This window comes from Streptomyces sp. NPDC059917, assembly GCF_042730635.1.
Lineage (GTDB): Bacteria > Actinomycetota > Actinomycetes > Streptomycetales > Streptomycetaceae > Streptomyces.
This window is the reverse complement of record NZ_JBHWLC010000004.1, coordinates 51566-68969: the sequence shown is the minus strand read 5'-3', so window position 1 is coordinate 68969 and position 17404 is coordinate 51566. Positions and strand designations below refer to the sequence as shown.

13 protein-coding genes and 3 tRNA genes are annotated in these 17404 nt (G+C 73.4%); 5 read left to right on the top strand and 11 right to left on the bottom strand.

Annotated elements, in window-relative coordinates; all coding sequences use genetic code 11:
- The first annotated feature begins 19 nt into the window (after window positions 1–19).
- Both ACFWAR_RS03675 and ACFWAR_RS03670 read left to right on the top strand, forming a co-directional pair.
- On the top strand, window positions 20–652 hold the full coding sequence (locus ACFWAR_RS03675) for a bifunctional DNA primase/polymerase (RefSeq protein WP_385772641.1): 633 nt from the start codon (window positions 20–22) through the stop codon (window positions 650–652).
- Window positions 643–716, top strand: a tRNA-Lys gene (locus tag ACFWAR_RS03670). The genes ACFWAR_RS03675 and ACFWAR_RS03670 overlap by 10 nt, the downstream gene beginning before the upstream one ends.
- Window positions 717–774: 58 nt before the next feature.
- Here ACFWAR_RS03670 and ACFWAR_RS03665 read toward each other — a convergent pair.
- Window positions 775–2040, bottom strand: a complete 1266-nt coding sequence (locus tag ACFWAR_RS03665; RefSeq protein ID WP_385772640.1) for a M6 family metalloprotease domain-containing protein — start codon at window positions 2038–2040, stop codon at window positions 775–777.
- Between the two features lie 326 nt (window positions 2041–2366).
- Here ACFWAR_RS03665 and ACFWAR_RS03660 point away from each other — a divergent pair, with 326 nt between their 5' ends.
- A complete protein-coding gene (locus ACFWAR_RS03660; protein WP_385772639.1) occupies window positions 2367–4241 on the top strand; it encodes a putative bifunctional diguanylate cyclase/phosphodiesterase in 1875 nt (624 codons plus the stop codon).
- A 63-nt stretch (window positions 4242–4304) separates the two neighbouring features.
- On the opposite strand, the gene ACFWAR_RS03655 is transcribed toward ACFWAR_RS03660, so the two are convergent.
- Together ACFWAR_RS03655 and ACFWAR_RS03650 are read right to left on the bottom strand one after the other, a co-directional pair.
- Window positions 4305–6017 (bottom strand): glycosyl hydrolase family 18 protein, encoded by a 1713-nt coding sequence (locus tag ACFWAR_RS03655; RefSeq protein WP_385772638.1) that lies wholly within the window; start codon window positions 6015–6017, stop codon window positions 4305–4307.
- A 263-nt stretch (window positions 6018–6280) separates the two neighbouring features.
- Window positions 6281–7387, bottom strand: a complete 1107-nt coding sequence (locus ACFWAR_RS03650; RefSeq protein WP_385772637.1) for an LLM class flavin-dependent oxidoreductase — start codon at window positions 7385–7387, stop codon at window positions 6281–6283.
- 287 nt (window positions 7388–7674) lie between these two features.
- Between ACFWAR_RS03650 and ACFWAR_RS03645 the strand changes: the two genes are divergently transcribed.
- Window positions 7675–8433: an IclR family transcriptional regulator gene (locus tag ACFWAR_RS03645; protein ID WP_385772636.1), complete on the top strand. Its 759-nt coding sequence runs from the start codon at window positions 7675–7677 to the stop codon at window positions 8431–8433.
- A 105-nt stretch (window positions 8434–8538) separates the two neighbouring features.
- On the opposite strand, the gene ACFWAR_RS03640 is transcribed toward ACFWAR_RS03645, so the two are convergent.
- From ACFWAR_RS03640 to ACFWAR_RS03620, 5 genes are all read right to left on the bottom strand, one after another.
- Window positions 8539–8612 (bottom strand) — tRNA-Lys (locus ACFWAR_RS03640).
- 86 nt (window positions 8613–8698) lie between these two features.
- On the bottom strand, window positions 8699–10381 hold the full coding sequence (locus ACFWAR_RS03635) for an AMP-binding protein (protein WP_385772635.1): 1683 nt from the start codon (window positions 10379–10381) through the stop codon (window positions 8699–8701).
- Between the two features lie 26 nt (window positions 10382–10407).
- Window positions 10408–11001, bottom strand: coding sequence for a lytic polysaccharide monooxygenase (locus tag ACFWAR_RS03630; protein ID WP_385772855.1), 594 nt, complete (start codon window positions 10999–11001; stop codon window positions 10408–10410).
- A gap of 241 nt (window positions 11002–11242) precedes the next feature.
- Window positions 11243–13240 (bottom strand): SPFH domain-containing protein, encoded by a 1998-nt coding sequence (locus ACFWAR_RS03625; RefSeq protein WP_385772634.1) that lies wholly within the window; start codon window positions 13238–13240, stop codon window positions 11243–11245.
- Window positions 13241–13251: 11 nt separating this feature from the next.
- Window positions 13252–14616, bottom strand: a complete 1365-nt coding sequence (locus ACFWAR_RS03620; protein WP_385772853.1) for a peptidoglycan-binding protein — start codon at window positions 14614–14616, stop codon at window positions 13252–13254.
- A gap of 213 nt (window positions 14617–14829) precedes the next feature.
- On the opposite strand from ACFWAR_RS03620, the gene ACFWAR_RS03615 reads away from it, so the two are divergent.
- Window positions 14830–14903, top strand: a tRNA-Lys gene (locus ACFWAR_RS03615).
- Between the two features lie 180 nt (window positions 14904–15083).
- On the opposite strand, the gene ACFWAR_RS03610 is transcribed toward ACFWAR_RS03615, so the two are convergent.
- The 3 genes from ACFWAR_RS03610 to ACFWAR_RS03600 all read right to left on the bottom strand — a co-directional run bounded on the left by ACFWAR_RS03610 (window position 15084) and on the right by ACFWAR_RS03600 (window position 17313).
- On the bottom strand, window positions 15084–15794 hold the full coding sequence (locus tag ACFWAR_RS03610; protein WP_385772633.1) for a class F sortase: 711 nt from the start codon (window positions 15792–15794) through the stop codon (window positions 15084–15086).
- A gap of 10 nt (window positions 15795–15804) precedes the next feature.
- Complete coding sequence (locus tag ACFWAR_RS03605) at window positions 15805–16410, bottom strand: hypothetical protein (protein WP_385772632.1); 606 nt, start codon at window positions 16408–16410, stop codon at window positions 15805–15807.
- Window positions 16411–16533: 123 nt separating this feature from the next.
- On the bottom strand, window positions 16534–17313 hold the full coding sequence (locus ACFWAR_RS03600; RefSeq protein WP_385772631.1) for an HAD-IIA family hydrolase: 780 nt from the start codon (window positions 17311–17313) through the stop codon (window positions 16534–16536).
- Between the last annotated feature and the right edge of the window lie 91 nt (window positions 17314–17404).

Sequence of the window (17404 nt, the reverse complement as noted above, 5' to 3'; positions counted from 1 at the left end):
CGGCCGGTAGACCTGCCGCATGACGACGACGGCTACCGGCTGCCCCGCCCTCCACGGACCCGCGACCCACGTCACCCCGCAGGGGGCCGCGTGGCTCGCCTCCGCCTCGCCCTACCCGCGCAGCACCCTCGCGCTGTGGCAGGACCGGCCCACGGCCCCCGCGGTACTGCCGTGCGGCACCGCCTTCGACGTCGTCAACGTCCCCGTGGTCTTCGGGCGCCGGATGCTGGACCTGCTGTGGGCCGAGGGGCCGGGCTGCGGGCCGGTGGCCGTGCACCGCGGCCGGATGCTGCTGTTCGCGACCCCCGGCACGGCCCAGCGGCTGCCCGCGCTGCTCGACTGGGAGGAGTGGGGCGAGGCCCACGGCGCGACCCCGGGGCGGCCGCCCGCACCGCTCTGCCACGGCCGGGGGGACGCCGTGACCGTACCGGCGCTGAGCGCCGCGCCCGGGGGCGCACCGGGCCACTCGCGCTGGGTGGTGGCTCCGGACGCCCGGCTGCCGTGGCTGCCGGGGCCGGAGGCCCTGCTGTGGGCCTGCGTCCGGGCCGCCCGCACCGGTGGCGCCACCGCGGGCGCACCGGACCTGCGGATATCGATTTTTCCTTCCGCCGGTCCGGATGCTAATGTCTACGACGTCAGCAAGCGCCGCTAGCTCAGTTGGTTAGAGCAGCTGACTCTTAATCAGCGGGTCCGGGGTTCGAGTCCCTGGCGGCGCACAGACGGAGGAAGGCCCCCACGCGAGTGGGGGCCTTCTTCGTGTTCCGGCGCCGGGCGCTAGCTGGTGATCTTCACCGTGTACGCGCCGGACTGGGTGCGGTCGGCCACCTCGATGGTGATCCGCTCCCCCGGCACGGTGAAGGTCTCGCCGACCTCCAGCGGCGCGTCCGCGAGCGGCGGGTAGACCGAGCGTCCCCAGCAGGCTCCGGTGTCCGGGTGGCCGTCCAGCACCTCGATCGGGCCGCCGCCGGACGCGGGCTCGTTACGCACCCGGTAGACCAGGACGCCCTCGGTGCAGGTGTCCCCGTCGTTGCCCGCGGAGCCCCGGGCCTCGACGGCGATCGCGCTGCCGGGGCCCGTACGGACCACCGCGAGCCGGGTCCCGACCGATCCGCCGCGCTGCGGGGCCTGGCCCAGTGGCTGGAGGGTGTGCAGCGAGGTGCCGCCGCGCACGCAGTCGACCTGGCCGGGGCCGAGCCAGCCCAGCTTCCACTTGTGCCAGGCGAACAGGTCCGGGGCCATGCCGAACTGGCTGCCCATCACGTCCCAGTCCCCGACGTAGGTGTCCCAGTCCCCCTTGCCGTCGGTCGGCCGGTGGTAGAGGTCGGGCAGGTCGAAGACGTGCCCGGTCTCGTGCGCCAGGACGTTGCGGTCCGGGGGGTGCTTCTCGAAGACGGTGACGATCCGCCGCAGGTCGGTGCCGTCGGCGCGCAGCGGCCGGTCGAAGTTGACGACCTTGGTGGCGTCGGAGTCCACCCCGGGCGCGTCCGGGTCGGCGACGAAGTACACGATGTCGTACTTGCTGAAGTCGACCGCCGGGTCGGCGGTGGCGACCGCGTCGCGCAGGTACGCCGCCCGGGACTCGGGGGCCCAGTCGCGCTGTATCCCGTAGGCGGTGGACGGCTTGGGCATCCGCATCCACTGCCGCTGGGGGTGCGGGACCAGCCGGAAGCGGCCGTAGGAGGCCCGCTCGAAGAAGTCGCTGGTGGCCGGGAAGTAGTCACCGGTCAGCTGCTCGGGAGTGGTGAGCGGCCGGGAGTCCGGGAAGGACAGGAAGACCATCAGGGCGTTGAGGGAACGTTCCGGCTTGGGGTAGGCACCGTTCCAGGTGTCCAGGCCCAGCGAGTGGTGCGCCTGCGTGCGGGTCAGCTCGCACGGCCCGGACCCGGGATCGGCCACCGCCGGACCCGCCACGAGCGAGATCGCGGCGATGGCCGCGAGGGAGGTGAGGGCGGCCGCGGCACTGCGCACGCGGTAGCGCTCCACTCCCCCGGGTGTCTGCTGCAGCGGCACATCGACCTCCGGTGGTGGATTTCGTAACATCCCACCCACCTTGCGGCGATTGTCTTACTAATGTCCTGTTCCGGTGCCCCACACGAGTGAGCGATCCGGCATCCCGGTGACCCCGCCGCTTTACGCGCATATCCAGCTGCGCCTACAGAACGTCACGAGTGATCAGCCGAGGTCAGGCGCGGACCCCACGCGCTCACAGCCGTGCGGAAACGATCGGGCGACGAAGGCCCGACACACCGTCAGCACACCGACCCGGCGGGCTCCGCACGGCGCCGCCGCTGGATAGGGCCTCCCGGCAACCTCTATGATCGGCACACTTTCCTGCGCGGAGACCACGAGCACTGCGGGAGCCAACGGTGAGCGGAACCTCAGAAGGAACCGGTTCGGCGGCCGACAGCATCCGCCCGGCCGCTACGGAGCGTCACCCGGCCGTACCGGCCGCGTCGACCGCGCCCTCGGGCGCCCCCGGCCGGGCCACGGCGGGACGGACCGCGGTGCGCGAGTCCGAACTGCGCGACTACCGGGCCGCCTTCAACGCGGCCCACCTCGCGATGGCCGTCGTCGACCGGGACGGCTTCGTCGTCAACGCCAACGCGGCCCTCGCCGGGCTGCTGGGCGTCGAGCCGCACGCCCTCGACGGCCGCAACGCGGCCGACCTGGTGGACCTGGCCGCCGAGGCCCGCACCTGGCAGGCCTACCGCGAGGTGCTGCGCGGCCGGCGGGCCCGGCTGCGCTGCACCCGCCGGCTCAAACACCCCGACGGGCACTCCCTGTGGACCGAGATCACGCTGGGGCCGGTGCCCGGCACCGGTGACGTGCTGCTCTCGGTGGCCGACATCAGCGACCGGCGCGACCTGCAGGCCCGGCTGCGCCACCTGCAGATGCACGACCCGGTCACCCGGCTGCCCAACCGGGCGCTCTTCTTCGAACGGCTGTCGGCCGCCCTGGAGGCCCCGTCCTACGAGCGGCGCGGGACCGGCCGGATCGGCCTGTGCTACCTCGACCTCGACGGGTTCAAGGCGGTCAACGACACCCTGGGCCACCGGGTGGGCGACCGGCTGCTGACCGCCGTCGCGGCCCGGCTCACCCACTGCGCGGACCAGTCCGGCTACGGGCGCACGGGCGGGCACCTGGTCGCGCGGCTCGGCGGCGACGAGTTCGCGCTGCTCGTGGAGGACTCCACCGGCACCGAACAGCTCGCGGACCTGGCCCGGTCCGCGCTGGCGGCCGTACAGGAGCCCTTCGACCTGGCCGGACAGCGGCTGTCGGTCTCCGCGTCCATCGGCGTGGTGGAGCGGGTGACGGCCGGCACCTCGGCGACGGCCCTCATGCAGGCGGCCGACACCACGCTGTACTGGGCGAAGGAGGACGGCAAGGCCCGCTGGACGCTCTTCGACCCCGAGCGCAACGCCCACCGGATGACCCGCCAGGCCCTGTCCTCCACGCTGCGGCCGGCCGTGGAGCGGGACGAGTTCGTGCTGGAGTACCAACCGCTGGTGGACCTGGAGAGCGGGGTGGTGCGCGGGGTGGAGGCCCTGGTGCGCTGGAACCACCCGCAGTTCGGGACGCTCACGCCGAATCGGTTCATCGGGATCGCCGAAGAGGACGGCTCCATCGTCCAGTTGGGGCAGTGGGTGCTGCGGACCGCCTGCCGCCAGGCGCGCCGCTGGCAGATCGAACACCCCAGTGACGCACCGGTCTTCGTCTCGGTGAACGTCGCGGTGCGCCAGGTGTGGGACTCGGACCTGGTCGGCGACGTGGCGGAGATCCTCGCGGAGACCGGGCTCGCGCCGCAGCTGCTCCAGCTGGAGCTGACCGAGTCGGCGGTGATGGGCTCGGCGGGCCGGCCGCTCCAGGCCCTGCAGGCGCTCAGCGACATGGGCGTGCGGATCGCCATCGACGACTTCGGCACGGGCTACTCGAACCTGGCCTACCTGTCCCGGCTGCCGGTCTCGGTGCTGAAGCTGGACGGCTCCTTCGTGCGCGGCTTCCGCTACGAGGAGGGGGCCCACCCGAACCCGGCCGACGAGACCATCGTCGAGGCCCTGGTGCAGCTCGCCCACCGGCTGGGCCTGACGGTGACCGCCGAGTGCGTGGAGACCGCGGGCCAGGCGGCCCGGCTGCGCCGGGTGGGCTGCGACACCGGCCAGGGCTGGCTGTACTCGCGCGCGGTGGCCCCGGAGCGGATCGCCGAGATGATCAGCGCCCGCCCGCAGGACCTCGCCCGCTGAACACCACCGCCCCCGACCCTGGCGGGGTCGGGGGCGGCGTTCGCTCGGCGCGGGGTGGGGGGATCAGCAGGCGCCGAGGTCCTTCCAGACACCCCAGGCACCGGTGGTGCCGGGCACCTCGTTCTGCGTCCACCACTGGGCCTGCCACTTGTGGCCGCCGTAGGAGACCTGCTGGCCACCGGTGTAGATGGTGCCGCCGACGTAGGCCGCGACCCCTCCGCAACCCGCGGGCGGGGTGGTGGGAGGCGTGGTGGGAGGCGTCGTCGGGGGCGTGGTCGGCGGGGTCGTGGGAGGCGTCGTCGGCGGGGTGGTCGGCGGCTGGGTGGTGCCGCCGAGGGCGTCCGAGATCTGGTTCAGCAGGGTGGTCTTGTCGTCCAGGCCGAGCAGGGAGTACATCATCGCGCCGGCCAGGCCGCGCTGCTTGCCGTAGTCGACCCGGGCCTGGATGGACTTCTGGTTCAGGCCGGTGAAGAACTCGCCGTCCTTGTAGAAGTAGGACGCCTTGGCCTGGTCGTCCCAGAAGGTGGTGGCCGGGTTGTCGACGATCCCGCCCAGCTCCTTGTAGTTGGCGATGCCCGCCTGCTGGCTGGTGGGCCGGGCGGCCGACGGGCCGGTCGCGGTCTGGGCGAGGCCGTTGGTGGTGCCGGCCGGGACGCCCTTCCAGCCGCGGTAGTAGAACTCGTAGCCCAGGGTCAGCTTGTTGGCGGGGAAGCCGCCCGCGATGCCGTAGGCCGCGTTGCCGTCGATCCAGGAGTCGATGGCGTTCTTGATGCCGTACTTCTGGGTGCCCGGCGCGATCGGGTCGGTCGGGTCGGCGGCCGAGTTCAGCAGCGGGGACTGGTGGTAGGTCGGACCGTCGGCGTCCCAGGCGCCGTGCATGTCGTAGGTCATGATGTTCGCGTAGTCGAGGTACGCGCCGATCTTGTCCGTCTCGATGTACTTGATCTTGTCCTGGCCCGCCGGGAGGGCCGAGGTCAGCAGGTACTTCTTGCCGCCGTTGGCCGCGCCGTAGGCGTCGAGCTGCTCGCGGAACTCCTTCAGCAGGAGCGTGTAGTTGGCCTTGTCCTCGGGGCCGGTGTGGTTGCCCAGGTGGCCGCCGGTGGAGCCGGGGTACTCCCAGTCGATGTCGATGCCGTCGAAGATCCCGGCCGCGCTGCCGACGCCGCCGTAGCCGCCGTCGACGGGCAGGTTGCCCTTGATGTACTGGTCGATGCAGGAGGAGACGAACTTCTTCCGGCTGGCGTCGGTGAGCGCCGCGTCGTGGAAGTACTTGGAGTAGGTCCAGCCGCCGATCGATATGTTGATCTTGAGGTGCGGGTACTTCGCCTTCAACTGCTTGAACTGGTTCATCACGCCGACGATCGGCTGGTCCCACTTGTCGGCGACCCCGCTGACGCTGTCGGCCGCGCTGAAGGACTTCTGGTAGTCGGCGTACGAGTCCCCGGCGCCGTCACCGGCGTTGGGGTTGTTGTCGTCGCCCGCCGCCTTGTTCGCCTCGAAACAGGTGAGGTTGGTGGGGTGGATGTTGCCGAACGAGTAGTTCAGGACGTCCAGCTTGCTCGCGATCCCCCGGGTGTCGAGCTGCTTCGGGTAGAAGGCGTTCCCGTACACGCTCCACTGGTCGTAGTAGGCGATCTTGACGCCACCACCGGCCGCCGCGGCGGTCGTCGAGGAGTCCGCGGCCTGCGCGGTGCCGAGGCCGGCGAAGGTGGCGAGCACCCCGGCGGCGAGGGCGGCCGTGGTGGCCGCCGCAACGAGGGGTTTACGGATGTGCATGGGGGGCCTCCGGAGGCGGGGGGAGGTTCGGGGGGAGGTCGCAACGCTGTGGGTGAGAGAAGTGATAGCGATCACCTCAACCCCGCGTCAATGGTTTGGACCAAACAAGGACTAGACCACTCAGGCGGTAAACCCGCTCGTCAGAGACCTGACGGCACAAAAGAAACCGCTCGTCACCCCGGTGACGAGCGGTTTAAGGCCCCCTTAGGCCATCTCCGTGCAAGGTTTTGGCAACAAACCAACCAAACCCCGGTCGAGCGCACTCAGGCAGGTCCGGCGCCCTCCCCGGGCATGCCGTACGCATCTGCGACGAGCCCGTACGAGCGCAGTCGGGCGGCCCCGCTGTGCCCGGTCGCGGTCAGCATCAGCTCGTCCGCACCCGTCCGCTTCACCAGGGCGTCCAACCCCTCGCGCACCACGTCCGGGGTGCCGTACACGACGTTCGCGAGCCAGCTGTCGACGAACTCCCGCTCCAGGGGGCCGAAGTCGTACGCCGCCGCCTCCTCGGGCGTCGGCACCAGGCCGGGCCGGCCGCTGCGCAGCCGCAGCATCGACAGGGCGCCCGTGAGCACCTGCGCCCGGGCGGCCTCCTCGGTGTCGGCGGCCAGCGCCGACACCCCGATCAGCGCGTACGGCTCGGCCAGCACCGCCGAGGGCCGGAAGCTCTGCCGGTACAGGTCCAGCGCGGGGATCGTGCCCGCCGCGGAGAAGTGGTGGGCGTAGGCGAAGGGCAGCCCGAGCTGGCCGGCGAGGGCCGCGCTGAAGCCGGAGGAGCCCAGCAGCCACAGCGGCGGGCGCGCGGTCGGGCCCTGCACCGGCCCGGGCACGGCGTGCACCCGGGCGTAGGGGTGCCCGTCGGGGAAGTCGTCGTCGAGGAAGCGGGTCAGCTCCGCGAGCTGGCGCGGGAAGTCCTCGGCCCCCTCGTCGAGCCGGCCGCCGCCGCGCAGCGCCGTCGCGGTGCGCCCGTCGGTGCCCGGCGCACGGCCGAGGCCCAGGTCGATCCGCCCCGGCGCGAGCGCCTCCAGGGTGCCGAACTGCTCGGCGATCGCCAGCGGCGCGTGGTTGGGCAGCATGACCCCGCCGGAGCCGAGCCGGATGCGGGAGGTGTGGGCGGCCAGGTGCGCCAGGATCACGGCCGGGGAGGAGCTGGCGACCCCGGGCATGGAGTGGTGTTCGGCCACCCAGTGGCGGTGGAAGCCGCGCGCCTCGGCGAGCCGGGCGATGTCCACGCTGGTCCGCAGCGAGGCGTGCGCGGTGCTGCCCGCGCCGACGGTGACCAGATCCAGTACGGACAGCGGTACCGGCGCCGAGCCGTGGACGCTTCCGTGGATCGCGTCCGCCGCGCCCACCGCGTCCCCCGTGTCAGCCATCTTCGCTCCTCTGTCGTCCCTCGGCGGCCTCGTCCGGCCACTCGTCGTGTTCGCGCCACGACCGTGATCGGTCCGTGACGCGGCCGTACGAAGGGGTCGAACAGCGCCCGCGCCCGGGGCATTCCCGGCACACCGGGACAGGGTGGTTGACCTTGGCATATGCCGACGGAGTAGCCACTGACCGAAGGGCATGATTGAGCCATCAAGTTCTTCAACAGCCGCCCCGTGCGGGCTCCTTCGTGGCTATCGTGTGAGAGCAAGCGGTAACAACCTGCTAGGGGGAAACCGTGGCGCTGAAGCCCGAGCCGACCGCGCCGTTCCACTCGGTGCAGTACGCACTGCGCGTACTCGAAACCATCGCACGGCACTCCGGCGGTGTGACGGACGTCCAGATCGCCCGTGAGACGGGGCTCCCCTCCGCCCACCTCACTCCGATGCTCCTCATGCTGCGCCGCGAGGGGTACGTGCTCCAGGTCTCCGACGGCGCGTACGCGATAGGCGACTCGCTCGTCCTGCTCGGCTCCGGCGTCGACCGGCAGCAGGCCCTGCGGGACAAGCTCCAGGAGACCCTGGACCGGCTGCGCGACTCGGTGGGGGCGGCGGTCTACATCAGCCGGTACGTGGACGGCGAGGTCAGCATCACGCAGTTCGCGGACAGTCCCCGCACCCCCAAGGTGCACGAGTGGGTCGACTTCCGCTCCGCCGCGCACGCGAGCGCGGTCGGCAAGTGCCTGCTGACGCAGCTGGACCAGAACGGCCGCCGCGACCACCTCTCGCGCCACAAGATCGCCCGGCTGACGTCGAAGACGATCACGAACGAGCAGATCCTCTTCTCGAAGCTGGACAGCCAGCCGGCCACGGTGCCGGTGCTCGACCTGCAGGAATACGCGGTGGGCACGGTGTGCGCGGCGGTTCCGATCACCGCCGGATCGGCCGTGGGCTGCCTGGCGCTGTCGATGCCGGTGGAGCACGCGCACCGGCTGCGGGCCGCGGCCGAGGCGCTGAACCGCAAGGCCGCGCCGCTGCTGCTGTCGCTCACGCTGTAGGGACGGGCCGACCGGGCCGTCGGGACTGCCGGGGCAGTCGGGGCGGTCGGGGCCGAAAACACTTCGGGCGGTTCCCGGTGAACCGGAAACCGCCCGAAGTACAGGTGCGCCGCCAGGGACTCGAACCCCGGACCCGCTGATTAAGAGTCAGCTGCTCTAACCAACTGAGCTAGCGGCGCCTGACAAAGAAAATATTACCTGGTCCCCGGGGGTGCTCGCGACCACCATTTCCGCGGGCGCCGCGGTCCGCCCCGGTCCGCCCCGGTCAGCGGTCCAGCAGCTCCGCGCGGGACTGGGCCGCGTAGGACTCCAGGAGCGCGGACAGGTCCGCCGCCGCCAGCGGCCGGTAGCCCGCCGCCCCGGCCGGGCGCCACCACACCGGGTCCGGCGTGCGGAAACCGGCCCGGCGCAGGCCCACCCGGTGCACCTTGTTCGTCGCGGTCACCGGCATGGCCGCCACCACCCGCACGTAGCGCGGCGCCATCTTCGTGCCCAGGTCCGGCTGCGCGGCGAGGAACGCCTCGAAGCCCCCCGGATCGAAGGCGGCCCCCGGCCGCAGCGCGACGGCGGCCATCACCTGGTCCCCGGCCACCTCGTCCGGCACCGCGTAGACCGCGACGGCCGCCGCGTCCTGCCACCGGGCCAGGATGTTCTCGATCATCGCGGCGGCCAGGTTCTCGCTGTCGACGCGCAGCCGGTCGTCCGTGCGTCCGGCGAAGTAGAGGAAGCCGTCCCGGTCGCGGAAGAAGAGGTCCCCGGTCCAGTACCAGCCGTCCCGGGTGCGGGCCGCCTCCGCATCGGGATTGCGCCAGTACCCCTCGAAGAGGCTGCGGCCCCGGTTGACCAGCTCCCCTATGGACTCGGCGCCGTTCGTCAGGCGGCCCCCGGCGTCGAACTCCGCGGGCGGGCACTCGGCGCCCGTCTCCGGGTCGATCACCGCCAGGTCGTCCCCCGCGCCCGCCCGGCCCAGGGCGCCCGCGGGGGTGTCCGGGGTGCGCTGCACGGAGGCGCCGCCCTCCGTGGCGCCGTAGCCCTCGACGAGGCGGACCCCGAAGCGCTCGGCGAAGCGGGCCGCGTCCACCGCCCCGGCCTCGGTGCCGAAGCCGAGGCGCAGCGGATTGTCCCGGTCGTCGGGGCGCGGCTCGGTGGCCAGGAGGTACTGGACGGCCCGCCCGACGTAGGTGAAGTACGTCGCCCCGTGGGTCCGTACGTCGTCCAGGAACGCGGAGGCCGAGAAGCGGCGGCGCAGCGCCACCGAGGCGCCCCCGGCCAGCGCCGGGAGCCAGTCGGCGATGACGGCGTTGCCGTGGAACATCGGCATGCAGATGTAGTGGACGTCCTCGGGGGTGACCGAGAACTGCCGCACCAGCGCCGCACCGGCGGCGGCGAGCCGCCCCTGGGTGCAGATCGCCGCCTTGGGGGCGCCGGTGGACCCGGAGGTGAAGTAGAGGAGCAGCCGGTCGCCGGGCCCCGGGCCGGCGGGCCGGAGCACGGCGTCCCCCGGCCCGGCACCGGCGTAGGGGGCGAGCAGGGCGGCGTACTCCCCGTCGTCGTCGGTCACCAGGATCCGCACGCCGGGCAGGTCGAGGCCGTCGAGCAGCGGCAGGTGGGCCCGCTCGGTGACCAGGATCCGGCAGTCGGTGTGCAGGATGTCGCGGGCCAGCTCGGGGCCGCGCCGCGTGGGGTTGATCCCGGCGACGGCGGCCCCGGCCAGGGCCGCCGCGCCGAGCCAGAACGGGAACTCGGGGGTGTTGTCGAGCAGCACCCCCACGTGCGGGGGCTCCCCCGGAGGGAGCAGGTCGACGAGCAGCGCCGCGCGCGCGGCGCTCTCGGCGGCGCTCCGGTGGTGGCTGAGGACGGCGTCGCCGTACCTCAGCCCGGGCCGGTGATCGTCCCACTGGCGCGCCACGAGCTCCGCGACGGTTCCTGGTGTCGTCGTCCTCCGCATACGGGCGGAGGGTAGCTGACGCTGCGTCAGAACTGAACGTCGGAGCAGGAGTAGAAGGCGTTGGCCGTGTCGTTGACCGTCCACACCGCCAGGATCATGTGCCGGCCCGTCTTGCCGCTGGGCAGCGTGCCGTGGTGGATGGTGGTCATGGCGGGGCGGGCGCCGTTGTAGGCGACCGTGAGGAAGGGCTGCGGGTCGAGCGAGGCCCTGGTGAGCGGCTTGGTCGGGTCCCATCCGTTCTTGGTGACGTAGTAGCGGAAGTCGGTGGTGGAGTGGTTCGCCGTGAACTGCCACCGGAAGTCGTAGGGCGCGCCGCTGGTGATCTTCGTCGTCGGCCAGGTGCCGCCGCGCGGGTCGTCGAGCTGCGCGAACTCGGTGTGGTTGCCGGAACATATCCGGCCGTCGGCGGGCCCGGCCGCCGGGAAGCCCTTGAGGCCCTCGACGCTCTGCGGTTCCCACTGGATGGGGCCGCAGTCGGCGACGGTCTTGTTGGCACAGAGCTTCTGGCGGCTGATGGGCGTGTCGGTGTACCCGTGGCTGCTCGCGGTGGGGGCGCTGAGGACGGACACGCCGACGATCATGCCGAGGCCGATCGCGGCGGAGCCGATCCGTCTGGGCATGGGGATGGACATGCGGGACTTACGCATGATGCTCCTAGAACGTGGGGGGAGTTCGGTGAGCGTGCGCACGCGTGGGGACTGCGGTACCGGAATTCAGGTCTAGACCAAGTTCCAGATTATTGACGGGAGTTGGCCATGTCCAGACCAATCGGCGAACGGGCGTCCCGCAATGTGGGCGGACGCGCGCGAGGGGCGGCCGGTGGCTCCGGCCGCCCCTCGCCCATCCACCCGGCCCTGCGGGCTACTCGGGGCGGCCCGTGTAGAAGGCCACGGTGAGGTCCTTGACGAGCGCCTTGCGCTCGTAGTCGTCCAGCTCGACGAGCCCGCGCGAGGTCAGCCGGTTGACGGTGTCGTCGACCGCGTCCACCACCGAGGTCAGCACGCTGTCCCGGTGCTTCGCGTCGATCGCGGCGACCCGGCGCCGGCGCATCGCCGCGGCGACCTCCGGGGCGTACTCGATCCGGGTCGGCTGGGCCGAGTACACCTCGATGCCCACCGCCTCCGTCTCGTCCGCCAGCATCCGGGTCAGCGCGTCCCCGACCGCCTCCGCGTCGCGCAGGGTCGGGGCGTCCTCGTGGAAGGCGTCGGCCGGCAGCTGCGAGAGCACCCGGGCCATGGCGGACTCGACCTGCTCGGCGAGGTAGTCGATGTGGTCCTCGACGGCCAGCGCGGCGCGGGCGGTGTCCTTGATCTGCCAGACCACCTGCACGACGACCTGGAGGGCCAGACCGCCCGAGTCCACGGCGGGCAGCGGGTCGCTGCGCCAATGCCGCAGCCGTACGTCGACCCGGCGGCGCAGCAGCAGCGGGCTGGCCCACAGCAGGCCCGTCCGGCGGACCGTGCCGCGGTAGCGGCCGAAGAGGGTCAGCACCAGCGCGTGCCCGGTACGACCCCGCCCGAGCCCGCCGAGGGCGAACAGGGCGACGATCCCGAGGAAGGCGAGCGGGGGCCACTGGTAGGCGCGCAGCCCCTGGTACGCCCGGGGCGTGACGCCGAAGCCCGCCACCAGCGCGGCGGGCAGCGCCCCGGCCCGCCAGAGCACGGCCGCGCATCCGGCGAGGGCGAGGCCGCCGACGAGCAGGCCAACCGAGCCGGGCAGCACCGGGCCGCGGCGCTCGCGCAGCCGTTCGTCACCGCGCGGGACCCGGCGGCCGGGGGCGGCGGGGCGCGCCGGGCGGGGCCGGGGGGCGGCCGAGGGGCGCAGCACCCCGCTCGCCCCGTCCCGGAAGGGCAGATCGGCCGGTACCTCGGTGGCCGCGGAGCCCGGCCCCGGGAGGGTCACCCGGGGCAGGTCCTGGGTGTCCTCCTCCATCCCCCGGGCCACGGCCTGCGCGACCACGTGCGCGACCCCGGGCCCGGGCACCCCGCGCCCGCCTCCGGGGACGGGCGGCGGCGGCCACACACCGGCCCCGTGCGGGCGGGCCGCACCGGGGTCGGGCGCGGTTGCGGGCTCGGGGTCCGGCTCCGCTCCGGGTGCCGGTACGGCGTCCAGCGCGCGGACGGGGGCGGCCTCGACCGCGGGGGCGCGGGGGGCGGGGTCCGCTTCCGGGGCGGGGGGTGCGGCCGCCGCGGGGGCGGGGAGCGGGGCGAGGTCCAGCACCTGCGCGGGGGCCGCGGCGACGGCGGGCGCGGAGCCGAACCCCGCCCCCGCTCCGGCCGCGACCATGGCCGGGGCCGGGTCGGCCTCGACCGCCGGGGCCTCCGCTTCCGTTCCGGTCCCGCCGCGCGCGGCGGGGACCTCGGGCCACGTCCACCCGGTGTCGGCGGCGTCCGCCTCCGCCTCCGCGGGCGCGTCCGCCTCCTCGGCCGCGGGCTCGGGGCCGACCTCCTCCCACAGGGGCCGGTCCTCCTCCGGGTCCGGCCCGGCCTCGGGGCCCTGCTCCCGCGCCCACGGGTGCGGCCGCGCCGCGTAGCCGTACGGCTTCGCCTCCCGATCCGGGCTCGGCTCGTCCGCGAAGGAGTGGGCCCCGGGCCCCGGCCCGTCCGGGGCCGGCAGCGGGCCGCCGAGGGTATGCAGGCCCGCCCGCGGCGCCACCGGGGGCATCGTCCAGCGCCCCTGGGACCGGGTCGCCTCCGCACCCGGGGCCGGAGCCTGGATCTGGGCCTCGGCGTGGTCCTGGGCCTGGTCCTGGATCTGGTCCTGGATCTGGTCCTGGGCCTGGACGGTCAGGGGTGCGGGCGGCGGCACCGGGGGGATCCGCAGGGTGCCCGTCGTGGACGTCGTACGCGTGGGGTACATCGTTTCCTCCGTCATGCGAACAGCCGGCGCCAGGTTTCCGGGCCCGGGTAGCCGTCGGCCGAGGCGCCGCGCCAGCCCTGCGCGCGCTGGAACGCCTCGACGGCACGGCGGTCGGCCTCGCCCCACCGGGGACCCGGGCCGGTCGTGTAGTACTTGCCGAAGCCCTTCTTGATCAGTTGCTGCCCCAGGGCGGTGACCATCGGCCCGAACGCCCCGGGGCGCAGTGCGGCGGCTCCCGGGTACGCGGGCACCCGCGACGACGGCGGACCGGCCGCCCCGGTCGTCCCGGTCGCGGTGGCGGGCGGGATGTCCTTGCCCTTCTTCTGGACCAGGAGCTTCCAGGTCTGCGGACCGGGCAGGCCGTCCGCCTCCTCGCCGGTCCAGCCCTGGGCGCGCTGGAAGGCCTCGGTGGCCAGTCGGTCGGAGTCGGTCCACTGCGGGCCGACCCCCTGCGGGTAGAACCGTGCGCCGCCGCGCTCGCCGAGCATCCGGCCGAGCTGGGTGACGTACGCGTTGTTCGCGCCCGGCCCGAACTTGTCCGCCCCCGGATAGGGCGCGTCGACCGTCGGCTTGGGGGCGGGCACCGTCACGGGCGTCGCGGGGGGCACCGGCGTCACCGCGGGCGCCTCGGGCACGGGCGGCGTCCCCGTGAGCCCGTTGTAGCGGTAGGGCAGGTACTTGGTCGCGTTGTTCCAGTACCCGTAGGGGGTGGCCAGCTTCCGGGTGTTGGGGCGCGTCTGCTCGTAGGCGATGTAGTGCGTGCGGCTCTCGTCCACCCAGCCGCCGAAGAGCGTGACGTGCGAGCCCTGGTTGGGGTCGGCCGGGTTGTGGAAGAGCAGCATGTCCCCCGGCAGGAGCTCGTCCTTGGTGATCCGGGTGGCGAACTTGTCGAGGCTTCCGGTCCACTCGTTGGTGCCGAGGTTCCAGGCCATGGAGACGTAGCCGGAGCAGTCCTGGCGGTAGCCGTCGGTCCAGTACAGGGACATGCTGTACGGCACCTGCGCGTCCAGCCACAGCTTCGCCCGGTTGATGATCGCCGCGCGGTCGATCTGCCGCCGCACCGTCGGCGCGTGCGGCGGGGCCGCCGGGGCGGGGCCGTGCAGCGGGGCCCGCGGACCCTGCGGGCTGCCGGGCGCGAGCGGACCCGGCACCGGTTCGGGGTTGGCGACCGCCACCGCGGCTCCGCCGCCACCGCCGAGCACCACGCCCGCGGCCGTGGCCAGCACCAGCGCGCGCCGGGCTCCGCGCGCGGCCGGGTGCCCGCCGTCCCGGAGCGGTATGGCCCGGGCACGGGCCAGGGAGCGGCGGCGCTGTGCGCAGCCCGGGCACGCGCAGTCGCGCCCGGGGTCGTAGTCCGTGAAGAGCGGCATCGGCATCGGTGTCGGAGGCTGCGTCGTCATGCGGTTCCGTCCACTCCCCTGTTTCGTCCACTGGGCGGCCGGGGGCGCATCTGGCGGGGCATCAGGTACGGCGCGGCCAGAACACATCGTGCACGATAAACACCCTAAACATGGGCTAATCGGACAAGGCGGGCGTGTGTTGTCACGAGCACCGTCCCGTGTGGGGTAAAGTTCTCTTTGTCGGAACAAGCGCCGCTAGCTCAGTTGGTTAGAGCAGCTGACTCTTAATCAGCGGGTCCGGGGTTCGAGTCCCTGGCGGCGCACAGACACGAAGAAGCCCCTCGCTCACGCGGGGGGCTTCTTCGCTGTGTCCTGCGGCCCTACAGTGGCGGGCGGACCTCCCGCAGCGGTCCCCCGGCTTCCTCCCGCAGCCCGGGCGGGCCCGCGCGGTCGAGGACGGGCCCGGCCGCGGCCCGGGCGACGGACGCGCGGCCGGGCCCGTGTCAGCCGCCCGCCGCGGCGGACGGGGGCGATCCGGCCGGTTCGGGCTGTTCGGCCGTCTTCATCGTGGCCGTCAGGTACGCCGACACGACCACGTTCGCCGTGTAGGTCTTCGCCGCCTTGTCGTAGGAGCCCCCGCAGGTCACCAGCCGCAGCTCGGCCCGGCCCGGCACCTTCGGCCCGTAGGCCTTGTGCGGGTCGAAGGAGGCCCGCTCGTAGACCTGGATGTCGTCGATGGTGAACTCGGCGGTCATCCCGTCCGTCCGCAGCACCCGCACCTTGCCGCCCGCCTGCGCCGAGCTGAGCCCGTAGAAGACGGCGGGCTTGGACTCGGTGTCCACGTGGCCGACCAGCAGCGCGGTGCCCGCGGCGCCCGGCTGGACCCCGCCCGACCACCAGCCCACCGTGCCCGGCCGGTCGTAGGGCGGCGGTTCGATCGCCCCCTCGGCGTCCAGGCCCCGGACCATCACCGGGGCCTGGATGCCTATGGAGGGCACGTCCACGCGCTGCGGCGGCCCGGCCGCCGCAGGCGCGGGGAGCGGGGCGTGCGCGGCGGGCAGCCCGGGGGCGGCCATCAGCCCGGGCTGGGCGTACGGACCCCCGGGCACCCCGGTGATCTCGCGGCCCCACAGCCACAGCCCCAGCACCAGCACGGTCCAGGCGGCGGCCGTCAGCAACCGGCCGCTGCCCGACGCCTTCGGCTCCGCGCTCACGGCGGCGGCCTCACTGCCCGCTGCGGCGGCGGCGCAGGGCCAGCGCGCGGCCCGCCACGGCGAGGGTCGCCGCGGCGGCCAGCACCGCGCCGATCACCGTGTGCGGCAGACCGGGGCCGCCCGTGTCGTGGTCCTTCTTCGCGGTGGTGGCGTTCGCCGGGGGCGCGGCGGCCAGCTCGGCCGCCATCCCGCCGCCACCGGCGTGGACCGGCCAGATCGGGGTGGAGTGGTGCGAGGGCCGGTGCTCCACTTCCAGGGAACCGGTGACCCTGCCGTCCCGGTCGCACTGGACCCGGATCTCGTGCCGGCCGGACCAGGCGTCCGAGCGGACGTGGGCGTCGCCCCACAGCTCCCGCTCGCCGCCGCCGTGGCCCCGGCCGAGCCGGACCTCGGAGACGAAGGCCGAGGACGTGGCGGTCGCCGAGTCGCTGTCACAGCCGCGGACCCGCAGCTTGACCTGCGCTCCTTGGTGGGCGGGGTCGGGATTGGCCGAGACGCTGCCGCGATCGTCCCCGTTGGCGAGGGCGATGGGCGCGGTCACGATGGTCACGGCGGAGAGTGCCGTCAGGGCGACGGCCACCCCGGCGGCACGGAGAGCGATCAGATCACTGCGCATGGTGAACCTCCTCAACAAGGAGACTCACGTGCGGCGCGCCGCTCCGCATCCGGAGCGGCGCGCTCTTGGCCCGTACGTGTCAGAAGTCCGACGGTCGGCCGAGGGAGAGGTGCCGGAGGGGATCTAGATGAGGTCGACCAGGTCCGCGATCGAGGGGACGGTCTTGGTGGGGCGGTACGGGAACTGCTCGGTGTCCGCCTCGGAGGTCAGGCCGGTCAGCACGAGGAAGGTCTGCATGCCCGCTTCGAGGCCGGCGAGGACGTCGGTGTCCATCCGGTCGCCGATCATCGCGCTGGTCTCGGAGTGCGCGCCGATGGCGTTGAGGCCGGTGCGCATCATCAGCGGGTTCGGCTTGCCGGCGAAGTAGGGCTTCTTGCCGGTGGCCTTGGTGATCAGCGCGGCGACGGCGCCCGTGGCGGGCAGCGGGCCCTCGGCGGAGGGGCCGGTCTCGTCCGGGTTGGTGCAGATGAAGCGGGCGCCCGCGTTGATCAGGCGGACGGCCTTGGTCATGGCCTCGAAGCTGTAGGTGCGGGTCTCGCCCAGCACCACGTAGTCGGGCTCGTGGTCGGTCAGGATGTAGCCGATGTCGTGCAGGGCGGTGGTGAGTCCGGCCTCGCCGATGACGTACGCCGTGCCGCCGGGGCGCTGGTCGTCGAGGAACTTCGCGGTGGCCAGCGCCGAGGTCCAGATGTTCTCGACGGGGACGTCGAGGCCCATCCGCTGGAGGCGGGCCTGGAGGTCGCGCGGGGTGTAGATGGAGTTGTTGGTCAGGACCAGGAAGGGCTTGCCCGACTCGCGCAGCCGCTTGATGAAGGCATCCGCGCCCGGGATCGGAATGCCCTCGTGGATGAGGACCCCGTCCATGTCGGTGAGCCAGGATTCGATCGGCTTGCGCTCTGCCACTGGACTGTTCTCCGCTCTCGGTGGCCCGGGATTCCGGCCGGTCCGCTGACCGCTCTATGTGGTCTCTACCACCCTACGCGGACCGGGCCGC